We start from the raw sequence: 23535 nt of genomic DNA, 5'->3' as shown, positions 1-23535 counted from the left end.
ACTTTTCTTTCGGCTACATACTCCGTCCACCCTATTGATATACATAGATAAGAGAGAAAGAAAGGGCGGGGAAACGCATGAACGAAAAAGCAGCCTTCTTGCCGGCGTTTATTCAAAGCTATTTTATCGCCGTCGGCGTGCTGCTTGGCGGCGCCATCATCGGCGCGCTCGGCGCGTTTTTGAGCGGCGGCCAGCCGCTGACGGCCATGTACCGATTTGCCGGCGATTTGCGCATTTGGGCGGTCGTCGCCGCCATCGGCGGGACGTTTGACACGTTTTACGTCGTTGAGCGAGGGCTGTTTTTAGGGGAAACGAAAGACATCGTGCGGCAATTTTTGCTCATTTTGTCCGCCATGGGCGGAGCACAGACCGGAGTGGCGATCATCACGTGGCTGACACAGGAGCACATTTCGCCATGAGAATTCCTCCGTATTACCAATACCCGTCATGGCAGCGCTTTTTTGCCGGCGCGGCGATCGGAGCGCTCATCAGTTGGTTTGTCTTTTTGTATATGTTCGGCGTCTTGCAGGAAAAACAAGTGCGGCACGTCAATGAGCTCAACGAACAGATCGCCGATTTGCAAAACGAAATTCGCATTTGGCAGGAAGACTATATTCATTACAATAAGGAAATGAAAAAAAAGCTGACCGTTCAGGACGTTTCCGTCCATCTCGCCAACGCCGAGCAATATAAACTTGATTCATACACGACGTTTCGCATTGAAGACAGCGTCAAAGAAGATTTGTCCCATTTGATTACGAAAGATATCGAAACGGTGTACAACAGCCGCGAACTGATTGAGCGGGCAATTGAAAACAAAACGTATACGATCCACGAGAAGACATACCGGCTTGAACTTCACACACTCACGATCTTTACCTTGTTGGCCGTCGAAGTGAAACTGACGCCGCTTTCGTAGAGCGCGCCTTGCCGCCCCATTCCGCCGCGGTGGAGTGCCAAACAAGCGCGTCTTGCGGGAAAAGAGGGTGTCCCGAAAGCCTTCGGGACGCCTTCTCCTATCAACATGACGCTTCATTTGAAACAACAACTTTGTGACATACTCCCACCACCTACGCTTCGCTTAGAGGTGGGGGCTTCTCGGGTAATCCCCTCTCATGATGGGAAGTTGACCGAGCGATCCCCGTGTGCCCCACGGTTTTACTGAAATTCACCTCCCACTTTCACTTCGTTTAGAAGTGGGAGACTTCTTTCGGAAAGATGTTAAAACCACCCGTTTCCGTCACCGCTCAGCCCGACAGACCGCTTTTACGTCTTCAATCACGCGATCCGCTTCCTCCCAAGAAGCAATGGACGCACCGGCTGCGAGCGGATGGCCGCCGCCGCCGTAGCGTTTGGCGACCACATTGATGACCGGCCCTTTGGAACGGAAGCGGACGCGGATTTCCCGTTCTTCCTCAATGAAAAACACCCAGGCGACAATGCCGTCAATATTGCCGAGCAAACTGACGAGCTGCGACGCCTCAAGCGGGGTGACGCCGTATTCCTCAAGCAGCGCCCGCGGCATTTTCACAGCCGCCACCCCTTCCTCGATCATAAAGTTCGACAACACATAACCGCTTAAGCGGGCGAGCGGCAAGTTCGTCCGATACAATCCGTCGTACAATTCCGTCAGCGAAAAGCCGTACGAAATGAGCTCCCCAGCGTAGCGGAACGTTTTTTCACTTGTGCGCGGAAACAAAAAGCGGCCCGTATCGCCGACAATGCCGGCGTAAATGAGACGCGCCGCCTCAACGGTCATCGTCAACCCTTCCTCTTTCCCCGCCAAATAAAACTCATAAATCATCTCGCTTGTCGAACTGGCGGCGGTATCGACCCACATAATGTCGCCATACGGCGTGTCGTTCGGGTGATGGTCAATTTTAATGAGCTTTCGCCCGAGCCGATAGCGGCTGTCGCAAATCCGCTCCTCATTAGCTGTATCGCAGACGATCACGAGCGCCTGCGCGTACACAGAATCATCAATGACATCCATGTTCCGCAAAAACGACAGCGACGGATCGTCCGTTCCGACCGCGTACACCCTTTTTTTCGGAAACGACGCCCGAAGCAACGCCGCCAACCCGCCTTGCGACCCGTACGCGTCCGGGTCCGGGCGAACGTGGCGGTGGATGATGATCGTGTCAAATTCACGAATCGCATCAAGAATTTGTTGATGAACCGGTTTCATTCGTTCTTCCCCTTTAGTCACCTGTCATATTCAACCGCTGGCATTTTTCCCTGCTTCTATGTACAATGAAAAAAGAAATGAACAACGGAGGGACCCAACCATGCCAGCCTTGGTTATTTTCATTATATTTTCCTTTTCGTTTTACGTCTATTATAAAATCCGCTACGTCCGCTCCCATCGTCCGATGGAACGCCGCTTTCTCTCAGCGAAATCGAGCATGGCGCTTGGACTGTTCGTTGCCTTGTTCGGGATCAACCAATTGTTTTTGTATCAGACAACCGTGACCTATATCATCTGCGCCATTTTTATCGCCTTAGGCTTCGGGAGCGTTTGGGCCGGCTACCGCGCCTACCGCTGCTATCTGCCGCAGGCGGTCGAAGAGGCAAAGGAAGCGGCAAAACAAGGGTAATACCGTTTGGCGTATGCGCCGGCCAACGATAAAGGAAAAGGATGTTCCCATAAGGAAGTGGACATCCTTTTTTTCCTTTACCGTTTATCGGTCGATCAGCTGGCACATCATCATGGCTTTGCCGACAAGATCGCCTTCGTTATACACTTCGACATCCACTTTGCCGAACTTGCGCCCGAGCTCTAAAAGCTTTGCCCGCACGTCGACCGTGCTGTCGATTTGCACCGGCTTGATGAAGTAAATCGTGATATTTTCCATCACCAAATCGCCGCGTTTGTACGCGCGAAGCATGCGCGCCGCTGCTTCGGTGACGATTGTCGTAAACACGCCGTACGAGAGCGTCCCTAAATAGTTCGTCATCTGCGGCGTAATCGTGCAGCGAAACAGCGTTTCTTTGTCGCCTGACTCACGAAACTGGGCGGTGATGAGATCATCGATCGTCTCCCCGACTTGCGGCTGACGCTGCGCCATTTGCAGCGCTTTTAACACGTCTTGGCGGCTGATGATCCCTTGCAGCCGGTTATAGTCATCCACCACCGGGAGAAGCTCAATTCCTTCCCATACCATAATATGAGAAGCAAACGCCACTGACGTTTTTCCGTTCACCGTAATCGGCTGCTTCGTCATCACCTTTTCGATCGGCAGCTGCCGGTCGACATCCAGCACGTCTTTTGCCGTCACAACCCCTTGCACTTTCAGCTCATCATCGATGACCGGGAACCGGCTATGGCGCGTCTCTTTGTTCAACGCATACCACCGCTCAATCGGATCATGGATGCGCAAGTACGCTGTTTTGTCAAGCGGAATGAGAATATCCTCGACCAACACAATTTCTTTTTTGATGAGCTGGTCGTAAATCGCCCGGTTGATCATCGTCGCGACCGTAAACGTGTCATAGCTCGTCGAAATGATCGGCAGCTGCCGCTCATCGGCGAGCTTTTTCACGTGGTCGGCCGTGTCAAACCCGCCGGTGATGAGCACGGCCGCCCCCGCCTGAAGCGCCAGCTCGTGCGCCTTCGTCCGGTTGCCGACGATAAGCAAATCCCCTGCGCCCGTATAGCGCATCATCGCCTCCAGCTGCATGGCGCCGATGACAAAACGGTTGAGCGTCTTATGCAGCCCTTCACGTCCGCCAAGCACTTGGCCGTCCACAATGTTGACAACCTCAGCGTACGTAAGCTTCTCAATGTTTTCCTTCCGTTTCTTCTCAATCCGGATCGTGCCGACGCGTTCAATCGTGCTCACATACCCTTTGTTCTCGGCGTCCTTGATCGCCCGGTACGCCGTCCCTTCGCTTACGCCCATTTCCTTGGCGATCTGCCGGACAGAAATTTTCTCGCCGATCGGCAGCCGGTGAATGTATTCCAAAATTTGCTCGTGTTTTGTCGCCAACGGTTCTTCACCCTTTACGCATTGTTACCTCCATTATACAGGGCGCAGCGGCGGGGATTCAACGGTCGCGCCGGCCATCAGAAAGCGCCCTTCCCGAAGCGGGAAGGGCGCCTCTGTTACAGCTCGATGCTTTCCCCCGGTTTCAACGCGCGGCCGACGCCCGGCGGGAGGAGCGAGACGAACCGCTCGGGGTCTTGGGCGATCGGCGGGAACGTGTTGTAATGGATCGGCACGACGAGTTTCGCCCCGAGCCACTCGGCGGCGACCGCCGCGTCTTCCGGCCCCATCGTGAAGCTGTCCCCAATCGGCAAAAAGGCGACATCGATGTTATGGCGCTCGCCGATCAGCTTCATGTCGGAAAACAGCCCAGTGTCGCCGGCATGGTAGATCGTTTTGCCTTCGGCCGTGAACAAAATGCCGGTCGGCATGCCTAAATAAATGATTTGCTTGTCGTCCGTCACAAACCCGGAGCTGTGGAACGCCTGCGTGAACTTGACCGTGCCAAAGTCAAATTCGCGCGCCCCGCCGATGTTCATGCCAAACGTCTCGACGCCTTGCCAGCTTAAATACGTCGCCAGCTCAAATGTGGCCACGACAAGGGCGTTGTTCCGCTTGGCGATTTCAACCGTATCGCCGACATGATCCCCGTGCCCGTGCGTCAACAAAATGACATCCGCTTTCACATCCGCCGCGTTCAAATCGGTCGTCGTATTGCCGGTGATGAACGGGTCGATCAAAATCGTTTTTCCGTTCGTCTCAATGCGGACGACCGAATGGCCATGGTAGCTGATTTTCATCGTCACATCTCTCCTTTCCACTACACATGATTCGCCGCCGCCCATCCATTTCCTTCTTTTCCCGCCTGTCCATTTACAAACGGCCCGTTTCTTGATACGCTCAAAATGGACGATCACGAAAAAAGGAAGGAAGGGAACGATGAACCAACGGCTGCAAGCATTTTCCTCTTGGCTTCAACAACAACATAGTTCATTCGCCTTCATCACGTCAAGCGCCAACGTCTTTTATTTGAGCGGATTTCGGTGCGACCCGCACGAGCGGCTGCTGGCGCTTTTGGTTTTCCCTGACAGCGAGCCCGCGCTCGTCTGTCCGCAAATGGAAGCGCCGCGCGCCCGCCGGAGCGGCTTTGGGTATACGGTGATCGGCTACGACGACAGCACTGACCCGTGGAACGAGATCCGCCGCCATCTCGAAGCGCGCGGCATCAAGGCCGTCTCGATTGCCGTTGAGAAAAACGATTTGTCGTTCGCCCGTTTCGAGCGTCTCTCGGCATTGTTTCCAAACGCCAAGTGGCACGACGCCGAAGAAAAGCTGCGCCAGCTTCGCCTGATCAAGGATGAGCAGGAAATGAAGGTGTTGCGCCAGGCGGCGGAACTTGCCGACAAAGCGATCGAAATCGGCGTCTCGGCCATCCGCCCGGGCGTGACAGAGCTCGAACTTGTCGCCGTTATTGAATATGAGCTGAAAAAACTCGGCGTTGAAGGGATGTCGTTTCCCACGACCGTGCTCACGGGCGCAAAATCAGCCGATCCGCACGGCGTGCCGGGAACGGCGGCGGTCGCACCGGGGGATTTCGTGCTGTTCGATTTAGGCGTCATCGTCGATGGGTATTGCTCCGACATTACCCGCACCGTCGTCTGTCAGACGGCAAGCGACGAACAGCGGCTCATTTACGATACCGTTCGGCGCGCCCAGCAGGCGGCGATCGACGCCTGCCGCCCGCAAACCGCGATGAAGAAGATCGACCGCGCCGCCCGAAACGTCATCGAACAAGCCGGCTACGGAGACTATTTCACCCACCGCGTCGGGCACGGCTTAGGGATCGAGATCCACGAATACCCATCGCTTCATGGCGCCAACAACGAACCGCTCGCCCCCGGCATGGTGTTTACAATCGAACCGGGCATTTACGTCCCATCCATCGGCGGCGTGCGCATTGAAGACGACGTCGCGGTCACGGATCATGGGGTTGAGGTATTGACGTCGTTTTCGAAGGAGTTGATCATGGTTTAACATCTTTCCGAAAGAAGTCTCCCACTTTGAAACGAAGTGAAAGTGGGAGATGAATCTCGGTTGGCGTCAGCCAACGAATAGGATAGAATATGGCTAGAACNNAGCCCCCATCTCTAAGCGAAGCGTAGGTGGTGGGTAGTTCACCGAGAGAGGCCATTGGCAAAAGCTGTCCACCGGCTCGATCCCCAAGCCGATTCGGACAGCTTTGTTTTCTCATCGCCATCAAGGCGGCTCCATCTTCATGGTTTCATCCCTGCAGCAACGAATGAACATCCGTATACGGCATGTTGTGCGCCGCCGCGACCGCTTCGTACACGATATGCCCGTCGAGCGTGTTGATCCCTTTTAACAGCGCCGGGTTATCCAAGCACGCGGCGCGGTAGCCTTTGTTGGCGATTTGCAAGGCGTATGGGATCGTGACGTTCGTAAGCGCGAATGTCGACGTGCGCGGCACCGCGCCCGGCATGTTCGCGACGGCGTAATGGACGACGCCGTGCTTGACGTATGTCGGATCGTCGTGCGTCGTGACGCGGTCGGTCGTTTCGAAAATGCCGCCTTGGTCAATGGCGACGTCGACCAACACCGAGCCTGGCGTCATCGAGCGCACCATCTCTTCCGTCACAAGCTTCGGCGCTTTCGCCCCCGGGATCAAGACGGCGCCGACGACCAAATCCGATTCCCGCACGCATTCGGCGATATGATACGAGTTGGACATCAACGTCGTCACTTGGTCGCCGAACAAATCATCGAGCTCGCGCAACCGCTCGGCGTTAATGTCCAAAATCGTCACGTCCGCCCCGAGGCCGACCGCGATTTTCGCCGCGTTCGTCCCCGCTGTGCCGCCGCCGATGATCGTCACTTTGCCGCGACGCACCCCGGGCACGCCGCCAAGCAAAATGCCTTTCCCACCGTGCGGCTTCTCGAGAAACTGGGCGCCGACTTGCACCGACATGCGGCCGGCGACTTCACTCATCGGCGTCAACAGCGGCAGCGAGCCGTTCGCAAGCTGCACCGTCTCGTAAGCGATGCCGACCACTTGCTGCTCGACGAGCGCTTTCGTGAGCGCTTCGGCCGCGGCTAAATGCAAATACGTAAATAAAATGAGCCCTGGACGGAAATATCGGAACTCCTCAGGCAGCGGTTCTTTCACTTTCAACACCATCTCCGCCGCCCAGGCATCTTCCGCTTTTGTCACGATCACTGCCCCGGCTTTTTCATATTCAGCGTCAGAAAACCCCGACCCAGCGCCGGCTTCCGTCTCCACATACACGTCATGCCCCGCTTTGACGAGCGTCATCACGCCTGCCGGAGTGATGGCGACGCGGTTTTCATTGTTTTTGATTTCTTTTGGAATGCCGATCTTCATCACTTTTTCCTCCTTTTTCCTTCCCGCTTCTCCTTTTATTGTGCCCCGTTTCGCGCAAAAGCAAACGAAAAAAGGAGGAGGCGCTGTTCTCAACGGAAAAGGTGGCGGTAAATGACGTTCGCTCCGCCGGTGACGTCAATGACGGCGCCGGTGATGAAATCCGAGTCGTCCTCGCATAAAAACGCGATGACGCGGGCGATATCTTCGCCAGTCCCCGGGCGCCCGACCGGCGTTTCCGCATCCCTTCTCACGCGGGCGTCGGCGATCCCCGCCTCTTTCATGGCGCCGACAATGTTGCCTGGGCACACCATATTGGCGGTAATTCCATATTCCGCCTCTTCCAGGGCGATCGTTTTCGTCAGCGACACCAACCCGACTTTCGCCGCGCCGAACGCCGAACGGTGCACCCAGCCGGGGGCATCCGCCGCTCCTTGAAATCCGTACGTAATGATGCGGCCAAACCGCTGTTTTCGCATAATCGGGATCGTCCGCCTCACTAAATGGAAGACCGAGCTCAAATTGCCTTCAATCATTTCGTACCATTCGTCTTCCGTATAATCGGCCAGCTTTTTCCGCTCGAAAATGTAGGGGCCTGCGTTGTTAATAAGGCAGTCAATGCGGCCGAACCGCTCCATGGCTGCATCCACTAACCGCTCCAAATCCTCTTTTCTCGTCACATCCCCTTTCACAAACTGAAGGCGGTCGGCGGCGCTGCGGTGCTTCTCGGCAAGCGAGCGCACCGCCTGCTCATCGCTCCGGTAGTTCACCGTCACCGAGTAGCCTTGATCAAGCAACAGCTCCGTCACCTTTCTCCCCAATCCTTTCGCTCCGGCCGTGATCAACGCATGCCGCACCCTTCTCCCTCCTCGTCGCGATTTGCGGTCTCATTTTTACTTTACTACAAACAAGGGGGAATACAAAAAAATAACCATAGCGCATGGGCGCCATGGTTATTCGCCGACTTCGCGGCGCGGGTCGTAATACGATTCGTCATCGTCAATGATGCCGCTCTCGTACGATTCGGTAATTTGTTCGGTGATCGTCCGTACTTCCTCTTCATCGTACTGCCAGTCGTTATGCCGCTTTTCCATCGCCCTTCCTCCTTCTTTCACAAAATCTCAATATATGGCCTAGTTTCTCGTCAAAGGGCGATGGGTATACCATATATAGAGATAGCATTTTTCACCAAAGGGAGGGGAGAACATGACCATGACCTACCAAACGATCGTCGTCGCCGTCGATGGCTCGAAGGAAGCGGAATGGGCGTTCAAAAAAGCGGTTCAAATCGCCAAGCGAAACGGGGCGAAACTCATTTTGACCCACATCATCGACTTGCGCGGCTTTACGACCGTTGAAGCGCACGATTATGCCCTCGCCGAACGTTCGGAACAGTATGCGAACGAATTGCTTGAGCGGTATAAAAACGAAGCCGTCGCCGCGGGACTCGACGATGTGGACACCGCGGTCGAATTCGGCTCGCCGAAAGTGAAAATCGCCAAAGACGTCGCTCCGAAATACAAAGCCGACCTCATCATTTGCGGGGCGACCGGGTTGAACGCGGTCGAGCGGTTTCTGATTGGCAGTGTCTCGGAAAACATCGTCCGCCATGCGAAATGCGATGTGCTTGTTGTGCGGACGCCGAAAGAATAGCCTTCCGCGCTCAACGAATGCATCCATTCTCTGTGCCGCCGGCAAATGCCAAAAAAGAACACCCCGCCGTTACGGGGTGTTTAGCTTTTCTTTCGCTTTTTCAAGCGCCGCCCGCACTTCGGCAAAACCGGTGCCGCCGGCGCTGTTGCGGCGGTTGACGGCCGTGCGCGGGTTCAAGGCGTCATAAATGTCTGCGTCAAAGAGCGGCGACGCCTCCTTATACACGTCAAGCGGCAAGTCGGCCAAAAAGACGCCTTTCTCAATGCAAAGCAGCACGAGCTTGCCGACGACCTCATGCGCCTCGCGGAACGGCATGCCTTTTGCCGCCAAGTAATCGGCAAGCTCGGTCGCGTTCGAAAAGTCTTGTTTCGTCGCCCGCTCCATCACGTCCGTGCGCACGTTCATCGTTTCAATCATGCCGGTGAAAATTTTCAGCGACCCGATGACCGTCTTTACTGTATCAAACATGCCTTCTTTATCTTCTTGCATATCTTTGTTGTAGGCGAGCGGCAGCCCTTTCATCACCGTGAGGAGCGCCATCAAGTGGCCGTACACGCGGCCGGTTTTGCCGCGGATGAGTTCGGCCATGTCCGGGTTTTTCTTTTGCGGCATGATGCTGCTGCCGGTCGCAAACGCATCATCCAGCTCAATGAACTGGAACTCTTGGCTTGACCAAAGAATCAACTCCTCGGCCAACCGCGACAGGTGCATCATGAGCATCGAACTGTTGCTTAAAAATTCGATGATGAAATCGCGGTCGCTCACCGCATCAAGGCTGTTTTCGTAAAGATCGGCAAAGCCCAAAAGCTCCGCCGTCCGATGCCGGTCGATCGGAAACGTCGTCCCGGCGAGCGCCCCGGCGCCGAGCGGCGAGCGGTTGATGCGCTTTTGCGACTCGGAAAACCGCTCATAATCGCGCTCGAGCATCCAAAAATAAGCCAGCAGATGGTGGGCGAACGAAATCGGCTGCGCCCGCTGCAAATGCGTATATCCAGGCATGATCGTTTCGACATGCTTTTCGGCTTGAGCGACAAGCGCCCGCTGCAGCCCGCGGATGAGGCCGAGAATCTCTTCAACCCGCTTGCGCAAGTATAGATGCATATCGGTCGCCACTTGGTCGTTCCGGCTCCGTCCAGTGTGCAGCTTGCCGCCGACCGGTCCGATGTCGTCGATCAACATTTTTTCAATGTTTAAATGAATGTCCTCGTAGGCAATGGAAAATTCGAGCTCCCCTTGCTTCGCCTTTTCCAACAGGCGGATGAGCCCGCCTTTGATCTGCTCCACATCGTCTTCAGGCAGGATGCCGCATTCGCCAAGCATCGTCACATGGGCAAGGCTGCCTTCAATGTCTTCTTCAACGAGCTCTTGGTCGAATGGGATCGACGCGCCAAACTCGTCGACCCATTCTTCCGCTGTTTTCGTAAACCGTCCGCCCCAAAGCTTTTTCACGAATCTCGCCGCAGAGGAATGCGACTTCCTCCTTCCTTTCATGAAGTTCCCTTCATTTTCCTTCATTGGCCGGTCGGCACCGACGCCTTGTTTTGCTTGTTCACGATGCTGTTGACTTTCGTCGGCAGGCCGTACAGCGAAATGAATCCGACCGCCGCTTGATGGTCAAATTCATCTTCGGACGTGTATGTTGCCAATTTTTCATCATAGAGCGAGAACGGCGATTTGCGCCCTTCGACGATCGCATGGCCTTTAAACAGCTTCACGCGCACGACGCCGGTGACGTTTTTCTGCGTTTCTTTCAAAAACGCGACCAACGCGTCTTTCAGCGGTGAGAACCAAAGACCGTTGTAAATGACTTCGGCGATTTTTTGTTCGATGATCGGTTTGAAGTGCGCAACTTCCCGCACCAATGTCAAGTCTTCGAGCTCTTTATGCGCTTTGATGAGCGTGATCGCCCCCGGGCATTCGTACACTTCGCGCGACTTGATGCCGACAAGGCGGTTTTCGACGTGGTCGATGCGGCCGACGCCGTGCTTGCCGGCCAACGCGTTCAGCTCCAAAATGAGCTGCGCGAGCGGATACGCCTTCCCGTTTAACGTCACCGGCACACCTTGTTCAAAGCCGATCTCGATGACATCCGGCACATCCGGCGCGTTCTCAAGCGAAGCCGTCAGCTCATACGCCTCTTCCGGCGGCGCCGCCCACGGGTCTTCCAAAATGCCGCACTCGTTGCTTCGTCCCCACAAGTTTTGGTCGATGGAAAACGGGCTGTCAAGGTCAACCGGAATCGGAATGCCGTGCTGTTTCGCGTATTCGATTTCTTCCTCGCGCGACCAGCTCCACTCGCGCACCGGGGCAATCACGTCCAAATCCGGATTGAGCGCTTTGATCGACACTTCAAAGCGCACTTGGTCGTTCCCTTTCCCCGTGCAGCCGTGAGCCACCGCCACCGCGCCTTCGAGCTCGGCGATTTCAACGAGTTTTTTCGCGATGAGCGGACGCGACAGCGCCGAAACGAGCGGATATTTCCCTTCGTACAACGCGTTCGCCTGCAAGGCGATGAGCGCATACTCGTTCGCAAATTCGTCTTTGACGTCGATGACATACGATTTGATCGCCCCGACTTTGAGCGCTTTTTCTTTCACGAAATCGAGGTCTTTCCCTTCCCCAAGGTCCAAGCAGCACGCGATCACATCATATCCGCGCTCCTGGAGCCACTTGATCGCGACTGATGTATCTAAACCGCCAGAGTATGCCAGCACCAATTTCGGATTTGCCATGGTCGTTCTCCTCTCCTGTCACATAAATATACTTAAATATAAATAAATATTCAAATTTAATACATTATCACTTTATCAGCTTTCCCGTGATTTTTCAATACTTATTCAACAAAAAGAATAAAAATTCCTCACCGATATGCGGAAATGTTTCGTATAATAGAAAAAAAGGAGGCGGCAAGAATGAACGGCATCTTCATCGACGACAAACGGCTCGGCATCCGCCTGCCGCATCTGGACAAGCCTTGGGAGGACTACAGCCCAAACGAACAAGAGGCGATTTTACTGGAATGGGAAACGATCCGCGGCTTGATCCCCGACCGCATCGCCGAACTGGAGCGGGAAATCAACAAAAAACAAGACGAACTCGGCCAAGAAGCGGATTTCGCACGCTCGTGCCAGCTCAATGCTGACATCGCCGAACTCGCTTCGATCGTCAACGATTTGTGGATTTGGTATCGCATTGCTCCATCCGTTTCATCGCGACACGGAAAAAAGCGGGTCGAAAAACCATAACACCCCATAACAAATGAGCGCTGATGCCGCTTGTCCCCTTTTTAGACGGCAGACAAACCATGCGGCTGCAACGATTTTGACCAGAAGATCGGGGATTGATGCGGCGGATTCCGCCGTGATGACGAAGGATACGCTGCCGCAAACGAAAGCTTTCTTGGCGATTGAGAGGAGCGCTCAAGCTGGGGAGCTCCTCTTTTTTCATTCTATCCCCTTTCTCCAATGGGTTCCATTTATTATCCTTCAAAAATATATTGAATTTTATTTTTATTTCAATTATTATTGATTTGACTCCTTTTCACACAACGGAGGGATCAGACATGGCCAACCATCTATCACCTGCCTCACTCATTCAATCATTTTCTTGGGATCAGGCATTCGCTCATTACGACTGGGATCCCCGCAGCCGGTTCAACGCCGCCCACGAAGTATGCGACCGGTATGCCGAGGATCCGAACCGCATTGCGCTGTTTTATGAAAACGCTTTAGGAGAGCAAAAAACGATCACCTATCGGCAATTGCGCGATTGGTCGAACCAAATGGCGAACGTGTTCCGCAAGCTGGGCGTGAAAAAAGGGGATCGCGTCTGCGCGCTCATGCCGAAAAACCCGGCCCTTGTCGTCTACATTTTGGCGGCTTGGAAGGTCGGCGCCGTGTATGTGCCGCTCTTTACCGCGTTTGGCCCGCAGGCGATTGAATATCGCATCAACCATTCCGAGGCGAAAGTCCTCTTGACGAACAAGGAACAGCGCGCCAAACTGCCGCCGCGGGACAACATGCCGACATTGGAATACATTTTTGTCATTGACGGACCGTCTCATGATCAAGACCAGCCATTTTGGGAAGCGCTTTCGAAAGAGTCGACTGAGCACTCGATCGAAGAAACGACGGTCGACGATCTGCTCGCGATTCAGTATACGTCCGGCTCGACCGGGATGCCAAAAGGCGCCATGTGGCCGCACAACGTGCTCATCAACATTTATCCGTATATGCGCTATGCGATTGGCCTGCGCGATGACGATGTCTTTTTCGGCGGGGCGGATCCGGGCTGGGCGTACGGGCTCGTCTTTTGCACCTTTGCGCCGATGGCCTTTGGCGTGCCGATCGTCTTTTACGAAGGGCCGTTTAAGCCGGAGACGTGCTATTCCTTGATGGAAAAATACCGGGTGACCAATTTCGCGTACGCCCCGACCGCGTATCGGGCGATGGCGGCGGCCGGCGCGGACGTCATTCGCCGCTATCAACTGAACGTGCGCGCCATGAGCTCAGCGGGCGAACCGCTCAATCCGGAAGTCATCCGCTTTTTCCAAGAGCACGTGGGCGTTACGATCCACGACCATTATGGCTTGTCGGAAACGTTGATGCTGATCGGAAACTTCAACGCCGCCGAGATGGAAATCCGGCCAGGCTCGATGGGATGGCCGCTGCCGGGCTTTGACGTGGCCCTGCTCGATGAGAACGGAACCCCAGTCGCCGACGGCGAAGTCGGACAAATTGCCTTTAACACCGACTCGATCCCGAACGTCTTTAAGGGGTATTGGAAAGACCCTGAAAAAACCGCCGAGCGGCTTGTTGGCCCTTGGTTTTTGACCGGCGATTTGGCGACAAAAGACGAAGACGGGTATTTCTGGTTCCAAGGACGGGCGGACGACATCATCTCGAGCGCCGGCTACCGCATCGGGCCGTTTGAAATCGAAAGCTGCCTCCTTGAGCATCCGGCTGTCGTCGAAGCAGCCGCCGTCGGGAAGCCGGATCCCGTCAAAGGGGAAATCGTCAAAGCGTTTGTCGTGCTCAGAGAAGGCTTTGCGCCGTCGGACGAGCTGGCCGACGAGCTGTCCTTGTTCGTCAAAACGCGCTTATCCAAGCATGAATACCCGCGCGAAGTCGAATTTGTCGCCGAACTGCCGAAAACGCCAAGCGGAAAAATCCAGCGGTTCATCCTGCGCAATCAAGAGCGGGAAAAATGCATCAAGGCTTGATGAATGAAAGAGGATGCCCGCAGCGGGCATCCTCTTTTTCGCTTATGTTCTCTTTTCGTCAACGCGGCGCCCTATCCTTCCGAATCTCCCTCACGACATGCCCAAGCTCCGGCAAAATGAGCTTCGTCATCGCGAGGCGCACAGCGCCGGTGGAGCCGGGAGTGCAAAAGACGGCGGTGTCCATCGCCACGCCGGCGACGGCGCGCGACAGCATGGCGGCCGGGCCGATGTCTTCGGTGTAGCTCAAGAAGCGGAACAGCTCGCCAAAGCCGACGAGTTCTTTCTCAAGCAGCGCACCGACCGTTTCGATCGTCACGTCGCGCTTGGCGATGCCGGTGCCGCCGTTCGTGAGCACGGCATCGACATCGGCGCGGCGGCAACCGTCAAGCACTGCCTCGCGAATGGCGTCCGCTTCGTCTTTGACGATCTCATAGCCGACGACCTCATGCCCGGCTTCCGTGAGCAGCTCGATCATCAGCCGGCCGCTTCGGTCGGTTTCCTCCGTTCTCGTGTCGCTGACGGTGATGACTTTGCAGCGGACGGTTTGGGGGGCTTCTTGTTTATGTTCGGTCGTGCTCATCCGTTTATGATCCCCTTTCGTTTCTTTATCTCTATCGTACACAATGGAAATACGGTTCGCAAACCATTTGTATCATAATAGACAGAATTGTTATAATATTATTAATATATATCACCACGATGATCATAGGACTTTCCGCAACCGGTTTCTCTTGTTTCCAACATCTTTGCACTCGTTTTTCTCTCCCGGCATCAACCAACATCCGACGCCCATGACGCCCAATTGTATGGAACGATCGATACACGAAACGGAAGCAATGATATCGTTTGGACAAAAAACAAGAAAAAAACTTAAGGAGGGAAAACGAATGGACTTGCGCTTGTCAATCCGATTGGACGCCATTTTGAAAGAAGGATGGGAGATGATTCGGAAACACCGCGACGACATTTTATCCGCTTGGCTGGGCAAATGCCGCGAACTGGAGGACAAGCAGCATGCCGCGGCCCAGCCTTTGCGGCTTGCCGTTGACGTGTTCTCTTCGCAATGGCTTGATCCCATGAATGATATCGATGAATGGCTGGCGTCATTTCGCCGCGAGTGGGAAAAGCGAAACGGCGGGCTGTCACCCAACCAGTCCACCGCCATTTTATCGATGATGGAAAACGCGGTTCACGAAGCCATTCAATCGGACGGTATTGTGGAATTTCGCGTTCATCAAGCCATTCAGTACGTTTTTTCGAAGCTTCATGAGTCCGTCAATGCTTCTGGCTGCCCCGAATTCGATTTGGAGCAGTTTCTTTCGCAAATCGTTTCATCCAAGCAGCTGCCGATCGCCTGGATCGCCCAGCTGGCAAGAACAGCGGACGGTGGATTCATCGTCGCCAAATGGCATGGAAGCGCGGCCGATGTGCTCACAGAAGGCGCGATGTATGGAGAGACGATTTTCGCTTTATGTGAACGCATTCTTTCCCGCATGGACGCGGGTGGAATGCGATTGATTCCGCTCCCATGGGGGAGCGATCTTTTGCTCGTTTGCGCAGAAGGGGAAGAACAACTCGTCATCCCGTTTCTTCTTCACGCTCTCGAACAGTCTCATGCCGCCCAGAAGGCCGTCATTCGCACAAAAGAGCAACATCTTTGGAAAGACGCCGTCTTGTTGTTTGACCAATGGATTATGCGGGCCAAATCGCTGAACGAAGCGATCGAGTACATTTCAACCGGATTTGTCGCTTACTTGCCGTTTGAACGATGTGCCCTGTTCGCCTATTCAAGCACTCATGAAAGCGGATTCGGATTGTACGGTTATCAACTGAACAATCATGACATCAAAAGCATTCACGAACACATCGACAGCCTTCCGTTCATTAAGCAATACATCCAGCGGCTGCAGCTGCTCGGCCGCCAGATGACGAACGTGCCGCCCATTTATGTCCGCCATGCCGCGCAAGGATTGCCGATGAAATACGTCAAGCAGTTTCAACTGGAATCGATTGTCATCGCTCCCATTTACGCGCCGTCGGAAAATCGGCTTATCGGCGCCGCCATTTTGGATTGCGGTCCGAAGACGTCCTTTCAATTGTCCAATGATCTTTACACGGCGGTGATGAAATTCGGACAAAGCGCGGGGGAGATTTTGGCCAAATGCAGCGGAGGGCGTTCCGATCTTGTTCAGCCGACGCCGCATTTATCGCCGCGGGAAATCGAAGTGCTGAAGCTCGTCGCCGAAGGGGCGTCAACGTACGAGGCGGCAAAGCGTCTCCATTTGAGCGAATACACGGTGCGCGATTATGTGTCTGCCATTTTGCAAAAAATGAACGCCAAAAACAGGACTGAAGCCATTGTCAAAGCGATTCGCGACGGAATCATTTAACATCTTTCCGAAAGAAGTCTCCCACTTTGAAACGAAGTGAAAGTGGGAGATGAATGTCGGTTGGCGTTAGCCAACGAATAGGATAGNNAGCCCCCATCTCTAAGCGAAGCGTAGGTGGTGGGTAGTTCACCGTAGCGTCGGCATGCGCGCTTCTTGCTGAAATCGGTCCACACCAACAGGGCAAGGAGCCAAACGCCTTGCCCTCTTGTTTTCTATAAGGTTGGTGAAAAAACCACCATTGCGCGAACTTGTCGCTTTCAAGTGAAAAAAGCGTTGTAGAGTTTCGCAGTTCAAGAAGAGCATTTCTTTTCTATCATTACCAACCTTCTATGTCTTTACCGTTTCCCTTCCTCATCTGCTCCCGGCGAAGGAAGCGGGGGCTGAGAACGTCCGTCCGCGCTGTTCGCTTCGGCAGCCGGTTTGGACTTCCACCATTCAACTACTGCATTCAGCCGCTGTTCAAGCTCGTTCGCCGTTTTGCGCCAAACTGCTCCGTCCGTTTCCAGCTTGTCAAGCTGTTGTTTGACGCGATCAAGCGACGAGCGCAAAGCCGAAAGAAGATTCATCGCTTTTGATTGTTCTCCAAGCTTCAACGTTTCTGTTGCATACGAAACTGCGTTCTTCCATAGAGCGTCTTGTTCCTTCCATTTCTCGATATCTTGGCGGATGGCGGCCGTTTGTTGATCGATCATTTCGTTCCACTCCTGCAGTCGAACCTTGATTTCTTCATATTGCGCTCTTTCTTCGCTTCCAGCTGTTTGTCCGCCCGCCATGGCCCGTTCAAGCTGTTGGAGAGAAGCCGAAACAGCGTTCAGCTTTTCTGCGAGCGTCCCCCATTCATCCGTTCTCGCCTTGACACGCTTCTCCAACGCTGGGACGTTTGCTTGCAGCGTCTCAACCATACGGGCGGCGCTGTTATCGCCTTGCTTTTGTTCATCCAGCTGCCAGATGAGCCGTTCCGCTTCTTGCGCGAGATCTGTTTGTTCGAGTGCGCTTTGCTCCGCTTGCGCTAGAGTTGCACCAGAAAATGAGGCCGACAGCGACATGCCGGGGATGGAGAGACGGGAGGCCGTCATCTTCGTCGCCACCAACGTGACGTCTCTCAAGCACTGCTTAATGGGAAACCCATCCAAGCAAAGGCCCCCGAACTTCAATTTCGTCACATCGAGCTTCATCCAAGTGGCGCTCGCTGTTCCTTCCGAGCGAATCGACAGCACGATGGTTCCTTGCGGCGTGTCGATGGCCCGTTCCATTGACAATCCGCTGATGTCTGCTTGGATGAACGCAATCGGAAGCTTGCCGACGATCACTTTCGGCGAACCAAGGATAATGCCCCCTAAATCGAGGATGCCGACGACTTTATCAGCATGAATGACAAATCCTTGTTCCTCCCCTGCAGCGAGTGAACGCGAACCGCCAAGCGGCAAGCAGAGGAGAAGCAGCAACGCAAGAAACGACATTTTGAGCCATTTGATGGATTTCATTGGGTTCCTCCTTTATCCTGTCATCGTTGGCGAATGCGGCGGGATCGGAGAGGCGGGGGGAGAAGAATCACTGCTTGTTTTTTCTTCCTGTTTCCCGCTCCATCCGACCACAAGCGCACCTCCTAAAAGCCCGATCACCCCTCCGATGATCAGACCTCCTGCTGCACCGACGAAAGACAGAATGGAAGCAAGAATAAGAAAGCTGCCGATGGTGACATGGCTTTGCGGTTTGATCATGCTTAAAATGGACAAAACGATCATCACCAGCCCCGTGACCAGCCCAGCCCACATCAGCCCGCTTCCAGGAAGCAGCAACATCGGAAACACGCTAATGCCAACGATCAAGACGAATATCGCGCCAATCATCCCGAGCACCGATCCTAACACAGGACGATAGCGGTTTTTAGCAAGCAAAAGCCCGACGGCGCACGGCAGCATCCAACCTAAGGCATACGACAACAGCGGCCCGACAAAGCGGGCTGCATCGTGAACAGACCAAAGGCCATAATGGAACATCGAAGCGGCGGCGATAAGCAGCAACCCTCCAACCAGCAGCGCTCCCCCCGCCCGGCGGGCAGCCGACCGCGCTTGCCGCCATGTCTCGGTCTTTCTCTTTTGCCAGCCGATGCAAATCATATATCCAAGCAACACGAAGGCAAGAACGATGGAGGACTGAACGGCCATCGGAATCGATCGCGCCCATGTTTGCCACGGCGCCGCCCTCTCAGCGACAAACAGGGCGTTTAAAGCGAAAAACGTCACGAGGGATCCACCAAAAAACAGCCAGACGTAATGAAAACGCGTGCGGATATAACGGCCTTGTTCTTCCTGGCGCACGATGAGGCGAGAGGCAACAAAAGCAGCCAGCGCGCTGCTCGCCGCCCCTCCCACCGCTGCCCCAACAACCCCGATCGACAGCCATTGACTCCCGCCAACAAGCATGCCGGGCAAAAAAGCCGCCGCTCCATATTTCGCTCGCATCAAAGCAGTTGGGCGTTCGAGAAGCGGCCAAACGGCCGCCGCGAGAACAGCGGCCAGCGCCAGTCCACCCCACAGCGCTCCTTCAATCCCTCCTTGGAGCACGATTCCGCCGATAAACGCGCCCGTCAGCGCCCCTATGACCGCAATTTGCCCAATCTCGAACATCTTTCCCATGGTCTTGCCTCCCTTTACCCGTTTTCATCTTCTCTCTCGGCAAGTGACAGCAGCGGACAAGCTGAACACTCCGCCGTCCCTCTTTCCGTCACCCCTTTGATCCACAGTTGATGCAACTTTCGACACAAGGAACAAGATCACAGATCATCCAATTCATTTTGGGAGGAATAGGAGATGAACCGCTCTCATTCAAATGATGATCAGACCGGATTAAAAGTCGCCGACACGGCTTCCGTCCTTCATGTTGGCGATCACTTTCAACTTCATGTTCGGAATCGTGATCGACCCAGCCGACATGTAATGCGTGTTCAAGCTCGGTTTGTCAAGAGTCAAGCTCGGCGCGCTCAAATCGATAACATTGAGCGGGTTGTCGGTTTTATGCTCTTGCGTCTCCAAGCCGGCAAATGACGTGCTGTCCGCTTGAATGCCGGTGACGCGCAATTTTAAATTTTGCCCGCTCACATTGCCGCCGGTAACGACAACATCGATGCTTTTAATGCCGTAAGCGCCGAGAGCCGATTCGGTGTTGATGTTTTTCGTCAGCACCAAATTGGTGATGTTCGCCGACGCCAAGTCGACGGCGGCCTGTCCCCAAGCCCCTCTTTGTTCGGTTTCACCGATGGCGGGATACAGTTTAAACCCGGTTCCCGTAATTTTATCAGCGCTGATCGTAAATCCCCCAACTCCTGAAAGCGGAAACGCCGCAAACGCCGTCCCTGACAGAAGCAACATGGCAACCAAAGCGATGACGGCGAGAAATCCCGTCCCACCCGCAATGGCAAATCGTTTTGGATTGACCGCAAACAAGCTCCCCATTTTTTCATGCCCCCTTTGTGTTCCTTCATCCGACAAGCTTTGATTCATCCCTATTCCCCCCAAAATAAATACCTTGCTCCCCTTGAAGGCAGCAGCGGTCTTGCCCACATGCCGCACAAACCGGCTGCGCCCTCCCTCGCACCTATTTCGCGCCCAATCTGGAAAAATACTGGATGAGACGCTTTCTCCCCTGTTTTTTTAGAAGATTGGTGAAAAGCCGCGTTTTCTTCAAAAAGATGGGTCCCCGAATGCACGAAAGAGCTGTTGACCAAGCTGCTCCTTGCTGGTGCATTTTCCCCAAATCACCGACCTTTTCTAGATGCGGGCGGGGGGAGGGGGCCACCCGCCCGTCCGCTCATGACTCAGCAGCCGTTTTTTCGAGCTCCTCAACGACGTCGACGCGCTTCGTGCGGCTGATTTGCTTTTTGCGGAGGTTGAACTGTTTCACCACATATCGATTCAACAAATCATAGTCGATCTCGAGCGCATATGTGCGGGCGAGCTGCTGCTGGCGCTTTCCGAGCTCGGTCAAATAGGCGACATAGCCGATGACATGCGGCCATAATTCATCCATATACTGGATAAACAACTCGTAATACCGCTCATTTTCATTGACGAGCCGCTGGATCGTATAAAGGCCGAATTGGATATGGCGGCCTTCATCCATGTTCAAGTAATCGATCCCTTGCAAAAGGCCAGGGAACAGCCCGGCTTTTTTATAAATTTGTCGGAACGTGTAATAGCCTGATTCGGCAAGCGTCCCTTCGACGATCATGTTGTAGACGGTGGCGGCGCGGATGACCGCTTCCGGCGAGTCGTCGGTGTACAGACGGTTCATCGCTTCCGGCAGCGCTTCATAAAAGATGCGTTTGTAATCATCGTTATGGAAGACGGACAAATCCATTTGCCCGATGCCGACCGCCTGCTGCCAGCGGGAAAACATCTCGACATGTTTCGCTTCATCATGCATAAACGTCGTCAAAAACAAGACATCCTCCAGCCGCCCTTGGCGCGCGAGGGCGTGGGCCATCGGCAAAATGTCGAGCGTCACCGCCTCTTCGCCGGCCGAGAAACCGGCAACAAGCGGCAGCGCGGAAATTTTTTCTTCGCTCGTCAAGCTGGCAAAATCCTTCTGATCTTGGCTGAAGTCGATGTCGGCTGGGTTCCATTTGCCGTTCCGCTTCGCTTTTTCATACAACTTATACATCGGATGCTCCCAGTCAATCGTTGCTTTCACAGTTTGAAAGCCGTCATGATGGACCATCATTATTCCCTCCTTATATCGTTCAGCTTTGATGAAATCGATCCGTCCGAATGTCCTTCGAAAGTAAAAACGTTCCGACAAGGTTTTCCCCTGCTGTTAAAACAACGTCATCGGCCGGTCATTCAAGTCGCAAATAACCGTTTTCGTCTCGAGATAGGCATCAAGCGCCTGCATGCCAAGCTCTCTCCCGAGGCCGCTTTGCTTGTACCCGCCAAACGGCGCAGTCGGCGACAGCACTTGGTACGTGTTGATCCACACGGTTCCGCTTTTCACCCGCCGCGCTAAGCGGAGCGCCCGTTTGATGTCATTCGTCCAAACCGCCGCCGCCAAGCCGTAAATCGTATCGTTGGCAATGGAGGCGGCTTCCTCTTCATCTTGAAACGGAATGACAGCGGCGACCGGCCCGAAAATTTCTTCACAGGCGATGCGCATCGATGGCGATACATCGGCAAAAACCGTCGGTTCGATGAAATAGCCGCCGCCAAGCCCCTCCAAAGCTCTTCCGCCCGCCGCGAGCCGTGCTCCTTCCTGCTTGCCGATGTCAATGTAGCGCAACACTTTCTCGTATTGCTCCCGGCTGATGACGGGGCCAAGGTCGCTGCGCGCATCCACGCCAGGCCCGACTTTCAGCTTTTTCGCTTTGCTGGCCAACAGCTCGACAAACGTTTCGTAAACCGACCGTTCGACTAAAATGCGGCTTCCCGCTTGGCACACTTGCCCGGAGTTGTAGAACACGCCAAACAGCGCGCTTTTCGCCGCCTGTTCCAAGTCGGCGTCGGCAAAGATGATGTTCGGCGACTTGCCGCCGAGCTCGAGCGTCACCCGTTTGATGTGCGGCGCGGCCGCTTGCAAAATATGGCGGCCGGTCGCCGTCTCGCCGGTAAACGCGATTTTCGGCACGCCAGGGTGGCTGACGAGCGCTTTTCCGGCCTCATCGAGTCCAGGCAGGACGTTGATGACGCCTTCCGGCACGCCGGCCTCATGGCAAATCTCAGCAAGCTTCAACGCCGTCAGCGGCGTTTCCGGCGCCGGTTTTAACACCATCGTACAGCCGGCAGCGAGCGCTGGGGCGATTTTCCATGACGGCATCAAAAGCGGAAAGTTCCACGGGGTGATGAGCCCAGCCACCCCGATCGGCTCCTTCATCGTCCACGCCATATAATCCGGCGCCGAGCCGGCGACGGAAAACGGCAGCACCTCCCCTTGCGGCTTGACGACGAGCGAGGCGAAAAAGTCGAAGCAGTCGGCGGCAAGCGGAATTTCAATAAACAACCCTAGATTGATCGGCATGCCGTTTTCCCGCGTCATGAGTTGCGCCAGTTCGTAGTGGTGCTGGCGGATCAGTTCGGCGATGCGCCGCAAGATGCGCCCGCGTTCGAGCGGCGGAATCGACAGCCAACGCCGGTCCGAAAACGCCTCTTCGGCGATGGCGACCGCTGCGTCGACATCTTTTTCCCCGGCGTTGGCCACACGGGCCGTCACTTGGCCTGTCGCCGGGTCGATGACGTCAAACATCGCGCCATCCGCCGCCGGCCGCCATTCTCCTCCAATCCATAAACCAGCTTCTGTTGTTTTCATAGAAATCATCGTCGTTTCTCCTTTCCCAACCGCTATATCGGGCGCAAAGCCGATGGAGACAGCGCGTTTTCAAGTGCTTACAGCGCCCCCTGGCGACATCCCGCCATGCATTCCCAAGCTCGCCTGCTATAGCAACAAGTCGCTCCGTCCGATTTCCTGCAAATATTCGCGGTACGCCGGGTAAATGGCGTCAAGCTGCGGCAATACTTTCAAGGCGTTCACAAGCGGCCCTTGCACTTTGATTTGCTGGCGGGCGAGCGCCTGCTGCAAATCGAGCTTCCCGAGCCAAAATTTATGCCCGACATCCGCCGTCTGCTCAAAAATGAGCTCCGGGCGCAGCGCTGTTTCGCCGCAGACAATTTTCAATTTCCTGTTTTCCTGCGCCCATGTAATTTTCGCTTCCGGCTTATGGAAAATGTATTGGACAAACGCGTCATATCCGGGCCCGAGCTCCGTCGCCGCAATCAATTCTTTTGACTCTTCCGTTTCGGCCACGCGTTCAAAAAAGCGGCCGAGAACGTCGTATACTTCCTGCTCGCTTTGAAACACCGGCATGTCAATCCCCCTCTCGTCTCGATCGTTCCACGTTTT

At 54.7% G+C, this 23535-nt stretch carries 23 protein-coding genes; 8 read left to right on the top strand and 15 right to left on the bottom strand.

The genetic code is table 11. From position 1 onward, the window contains the following. Positions 1–77 precede the first annotated feature (77 nt). Together ytrH and ytrI are read left to right on the top strand one after the other, a co-directional pair. Complete coding sequence (gene ytrH / locus ETR37_RS08890) at positions 78–419, top strand: sporulation membrane protein YtrH (RefSeq protein WP_011232219.1); 342 nt, start codon at positions 78–80, stop codon at positions 417–419. Further along, entirely contained in the window at positions 416–919 is a 504-nt protein-coding gene (gene ytrI, locus ETR37_RS08885) for a sporulation membrane protein YtrI (protein ID WP_081132764.1), read from the top strand. Before ytrH ends, ytrI begins: the two co-directional genes overlap by 4 nt. A 321-nt stretch (positions 920–1240) precedes the next feature. Here ytrI and ETR37_RS08880 read toward each other — a convergent pair whose 3' ends face one another. Next, positions 1241–2188 carry a DHH family phosphoesterase gene (locus ETR37_RS08880; protein WP_129447156.1) on the bottom strand — a complete coding sequence of 316 codons (948 nt, stop codon included), beginning with the start codon at positions 2186–2188 and terminating at the stop codon, positions 1241–1243. Between the two features lie 100 nt (positions 2189–2288). Between ETR37_RS08880 and ETR37_RS08875 the strand changes: the two genes are divergently transcribed. Further along, positions 2289–2597: a YtpI family protein gene (locus ETR37_RS08875; RefSeq protein ID WP_013144507.1), complete on the top strand. Its 309-nt coding sequence runs from the start codon at positions 2289–2291 to the stop codon at positions 2595–2597. Between the two features lie 84 nt (positions 2598–2681). Here ETR37_RS08875 and ETR37_RS08870 read toward each other — a convergent pair whose 3' ends face one another. Beyond that, on the bottom strand, positions 2682–3989 hold the full coding sequence (locus tag ETR37_RS08870; protein WP_129447155.1) for a CBS domain-containing protein: 1308 nt from the start codon (positions 3987–3989) through the stop codon (positions 2682–2684). Positions 3990–4105: 116 nt separating this feature from the next. Beyond that, entirely contained in the window at positions 4106–4786 is a 681-nt protein-coding gene (locus ETR37_RS08865; RefSeq protein WP_021322125.1) for a metal-dependent hydrolase, read from the bottom strand. Between the two features lie 139 nt (positions 4787–4925). Between ETR37_RS08865 and ETR37_RS08860 the strand changes: the two genes are divergently transcribed. Then, positions 4926–6020 carry a M24 family metallopeptidase gene (locus ETR37_RS08860; protein ID WP_129447154.1) on the top strand — a complete coding sequence of 365 codons (1095 nt, stop codon included), beginning with the start codon at positions 4926–4928 and terminating at the stop codon, positions 6018–6020. A gap of 247 nt (positions 6021–6267) precedes the next feature. On the opposite strand, the gene ald is transcribed toward ETR37_RS08860, so the two are convergent. The 3 genes from ald to ETR37_RS19110 all read right to left on the bottom strand — a co-directional run bounded on the left by ald (position 6268) and on the right by ETR37_RS19110 (position 8477). Then, entirely contained in the window at positions 6268–7386 is a 1119-nt protein-coding gene (ald, locus tag ETR37_RS08855) for an alanine dehydrogenase (protein WP_129447153.1), read from the bottom strand. Positions 7387–7475: 89 nt separating this feature from the next. Further along, positions 7476–8240 (bottom strand): SDR family oxidoreductase, encoded by a 765-nt coding sequence (locus tag ETR37_RS08850; RefSeq protein ID WP_129447152.1) that lies wholly within the window; start codon positions 8238–8240, stop codon positions 7476–7478. Positions 8241–8336: 96 nt separating this feature from the next. Continuing rightward, positions 8337–8477 (bottom strand): hypothetical protein, encoded by a 141-nt coding sequence (locus tag ETR37_RS19110; RefSeq protein ID WP_164977992.1) that lies wholly within the window; start codon positions 8475–8477, stop codon positions 8337–8339. Between the two features lie 112 nt (positions 8478–8589). Between ETR37_RS19110 and ETR37_RS08845 the strand changes: the two genes are divergently transcribed. Then, a complete protein-coding gene (locus tag ETR37_RS08845; protein WP_033014467.1) occupies positions 8590–9036 on the top strand; it encodes a universal stress protein in 447 nt (148 codons plus the stop codon). 69 nt (positions 9037–9105) lie between these two features. Here the strand turns inward: ETR37_RS08845 and argH are convergent, their stop codons facing one another. Both argH and ETR37_RS08835 read right to left on the bottom strand, forming a co-directional pair. Continuing rightward, positions 9106–10485, bottom strand: coding sequence for an argininosuccinate lyase (gene argH, locus ETR37_RS08840; RefSeq protein ID WP_033006568.1), 1380 nt, complete (start codon positions 10483–10485; stop codon positions 9106–9108). Between the two features lie 62 nt (positions 10486–10547). Further along, positions 10548–11768, bottom strand: coding sequence for an argininosuccinate synthase (locus ETR37_RS08835; protein WP_015375604.1), 1221 nt, complete (start codon positions 11766–11768; stop codon positions 10548–10550). A 180-nt stretch (positions 11769–11948) separates the two neighbouring features. Here ETR37_RS08835 and ETR37_RS08830 point away from each other — a divergent pair, with 180 nt between their 5' ends. Together ETR37_RS08830 and ETR37_RS08825 are read left to right on the top strand one after the other, a co-directional pair. Next, positions 11949–12281 carry a hypothetical protein gene (locus ETR37_RS08830; protein WP_015375605.1) on the top strand — a complete coding sequence of 111 codons (333 nt, stop codon included), beginning with the start codon at positions 11949–11951 and terminating at the stop codon, positions 12279–12281. A 317-nt stretch (positions 12282–12598) separates the two neighbouring features. Beyond that, positions 12599–14257 carry an acetate--CoA ligase gene (locus ETR37_RS08825; RefSeq protein WP_033006570.1) on the top strand — a complete coding sequence of 553 codons (1659 nt, stop codon included), beginning with the start codon at positions 12599–12601 and terminating at the stop codon, positions 14255–14257. Between the two features lie 58 nt (positions 14258–14315). Here ETR37_RS08825 and ETR37_RS08820 read toward each other — a convergent pair whose 3' ends face one another. Further along, complete coding sequence (locus ETR37_RS08820; RefSeq protein WP_015375608.1) at positions 14316–14837, bottom strand: MogA/MoaB family molybdenum cofactor biosynthesis protein; 522 nt, start codon at positions 14835–14837, stop codon at positions 14316–14318. Between the two features lie 307 nt (positions 14838–15144). Here ETR37_RS08820 and ETR37_RS08815 point away from each other — a divergent pair, with 307 nt between their 5' ends. Next, positions 15145–16647, top strand: a complete 1503-nt coding sequence (locus tag ETR37_RS08815) for a response regulator transcription factor (RefSeq protein WP_033006571.1) — start codon at positions 15145–15147, stop codon at positions 16645–16647. Between the two features lie 335 nt (positions 16648–16982). Here the strand turns inward: ETR37_RS08815 and ETR37_RS08810 are convergent, their stop codons facing one another. From ETR37_RS08810 to ETR37_RS08785, 6 genes are all read right to left on the bottom strand, one after another. After that, positions 16983–18131 carry a hypothetical protein gene (locus tag ETR37_RS08810; RefSeq protein WP_015375610.1) on the bottom strand — a complete coding sequence of 383 codons (1149 nt, stop codon included), beginning with the start codon at positions 18129–18131 and terminating at the stop codon, positions 16983–16985. 12 nt (positions 18132–18143) lie between these two features. Then, entirely contained in the window at positions 18144–19286 is a 1143-nt protein-coding gene (locus ETR37_RS08805; protein ID WP_015375611.1) for a DUF6114 domain-containing protein, read from the bottom strand. Between the two features lie 210 nt (positions 19287–19496). Further along, a complete protein-coding gene (locus tag ETR37_RS08800) occupies positions 19497–20102 on the bottom strand; it encodes a DUF6230 family protein (protein WP_015375612.1) in 606 nt (201 codons plus the stop codon). 355 nt (positions 20103–20457) lie between these two features. Further along, positions 20458–21366, bottom strand: coding sequence for a R2-like ligand-binding oxidase (locus ETR37_RS08795; protein ID WP_033005187.1), 909 nt, complete (start codon positions 21364–21366; stop codon positions 20458–20460). 96 nt (positions 21367–21462) lie between these two features. Further along, complete coding sequence (locus tag ETR37_RS08790; RefSeq protein ID WP_129447151.1) at positions 21463–22953, bottom strand: aldehyde dehydrogenase family protein; 1491 nt, start codon at positions 22951–22953, stop codon at positions 21463–21465. 117 nt (positions 22954–23070) lie between these two features. After that, a complete protein-coding gene (locus tag ETR37_RS08785) occupies positions 23071–23499 on the bottom strand; it encodes a hypothetical protein (RefSeq protein ID WP_033005185.1) in 429 nt (142 codons plus the stop codon). Positions 23500–23535: the final 36 nt, after the last annotated feature.

The organism is Geobacillus sp. PK12 (assembly GCF_004123125.1).
Classification (GTDB): Bacteria; Bacillota; Bacilli; order Bacillales; family Anoxybacillaceae; genus Geobacillus; species Geobacillus zalihae.
The sequence above is the reverse complement of the archived record's forward strand: the minus strand, read 5'-3'. Positions and strand labels throughout refer to the sequence as shown.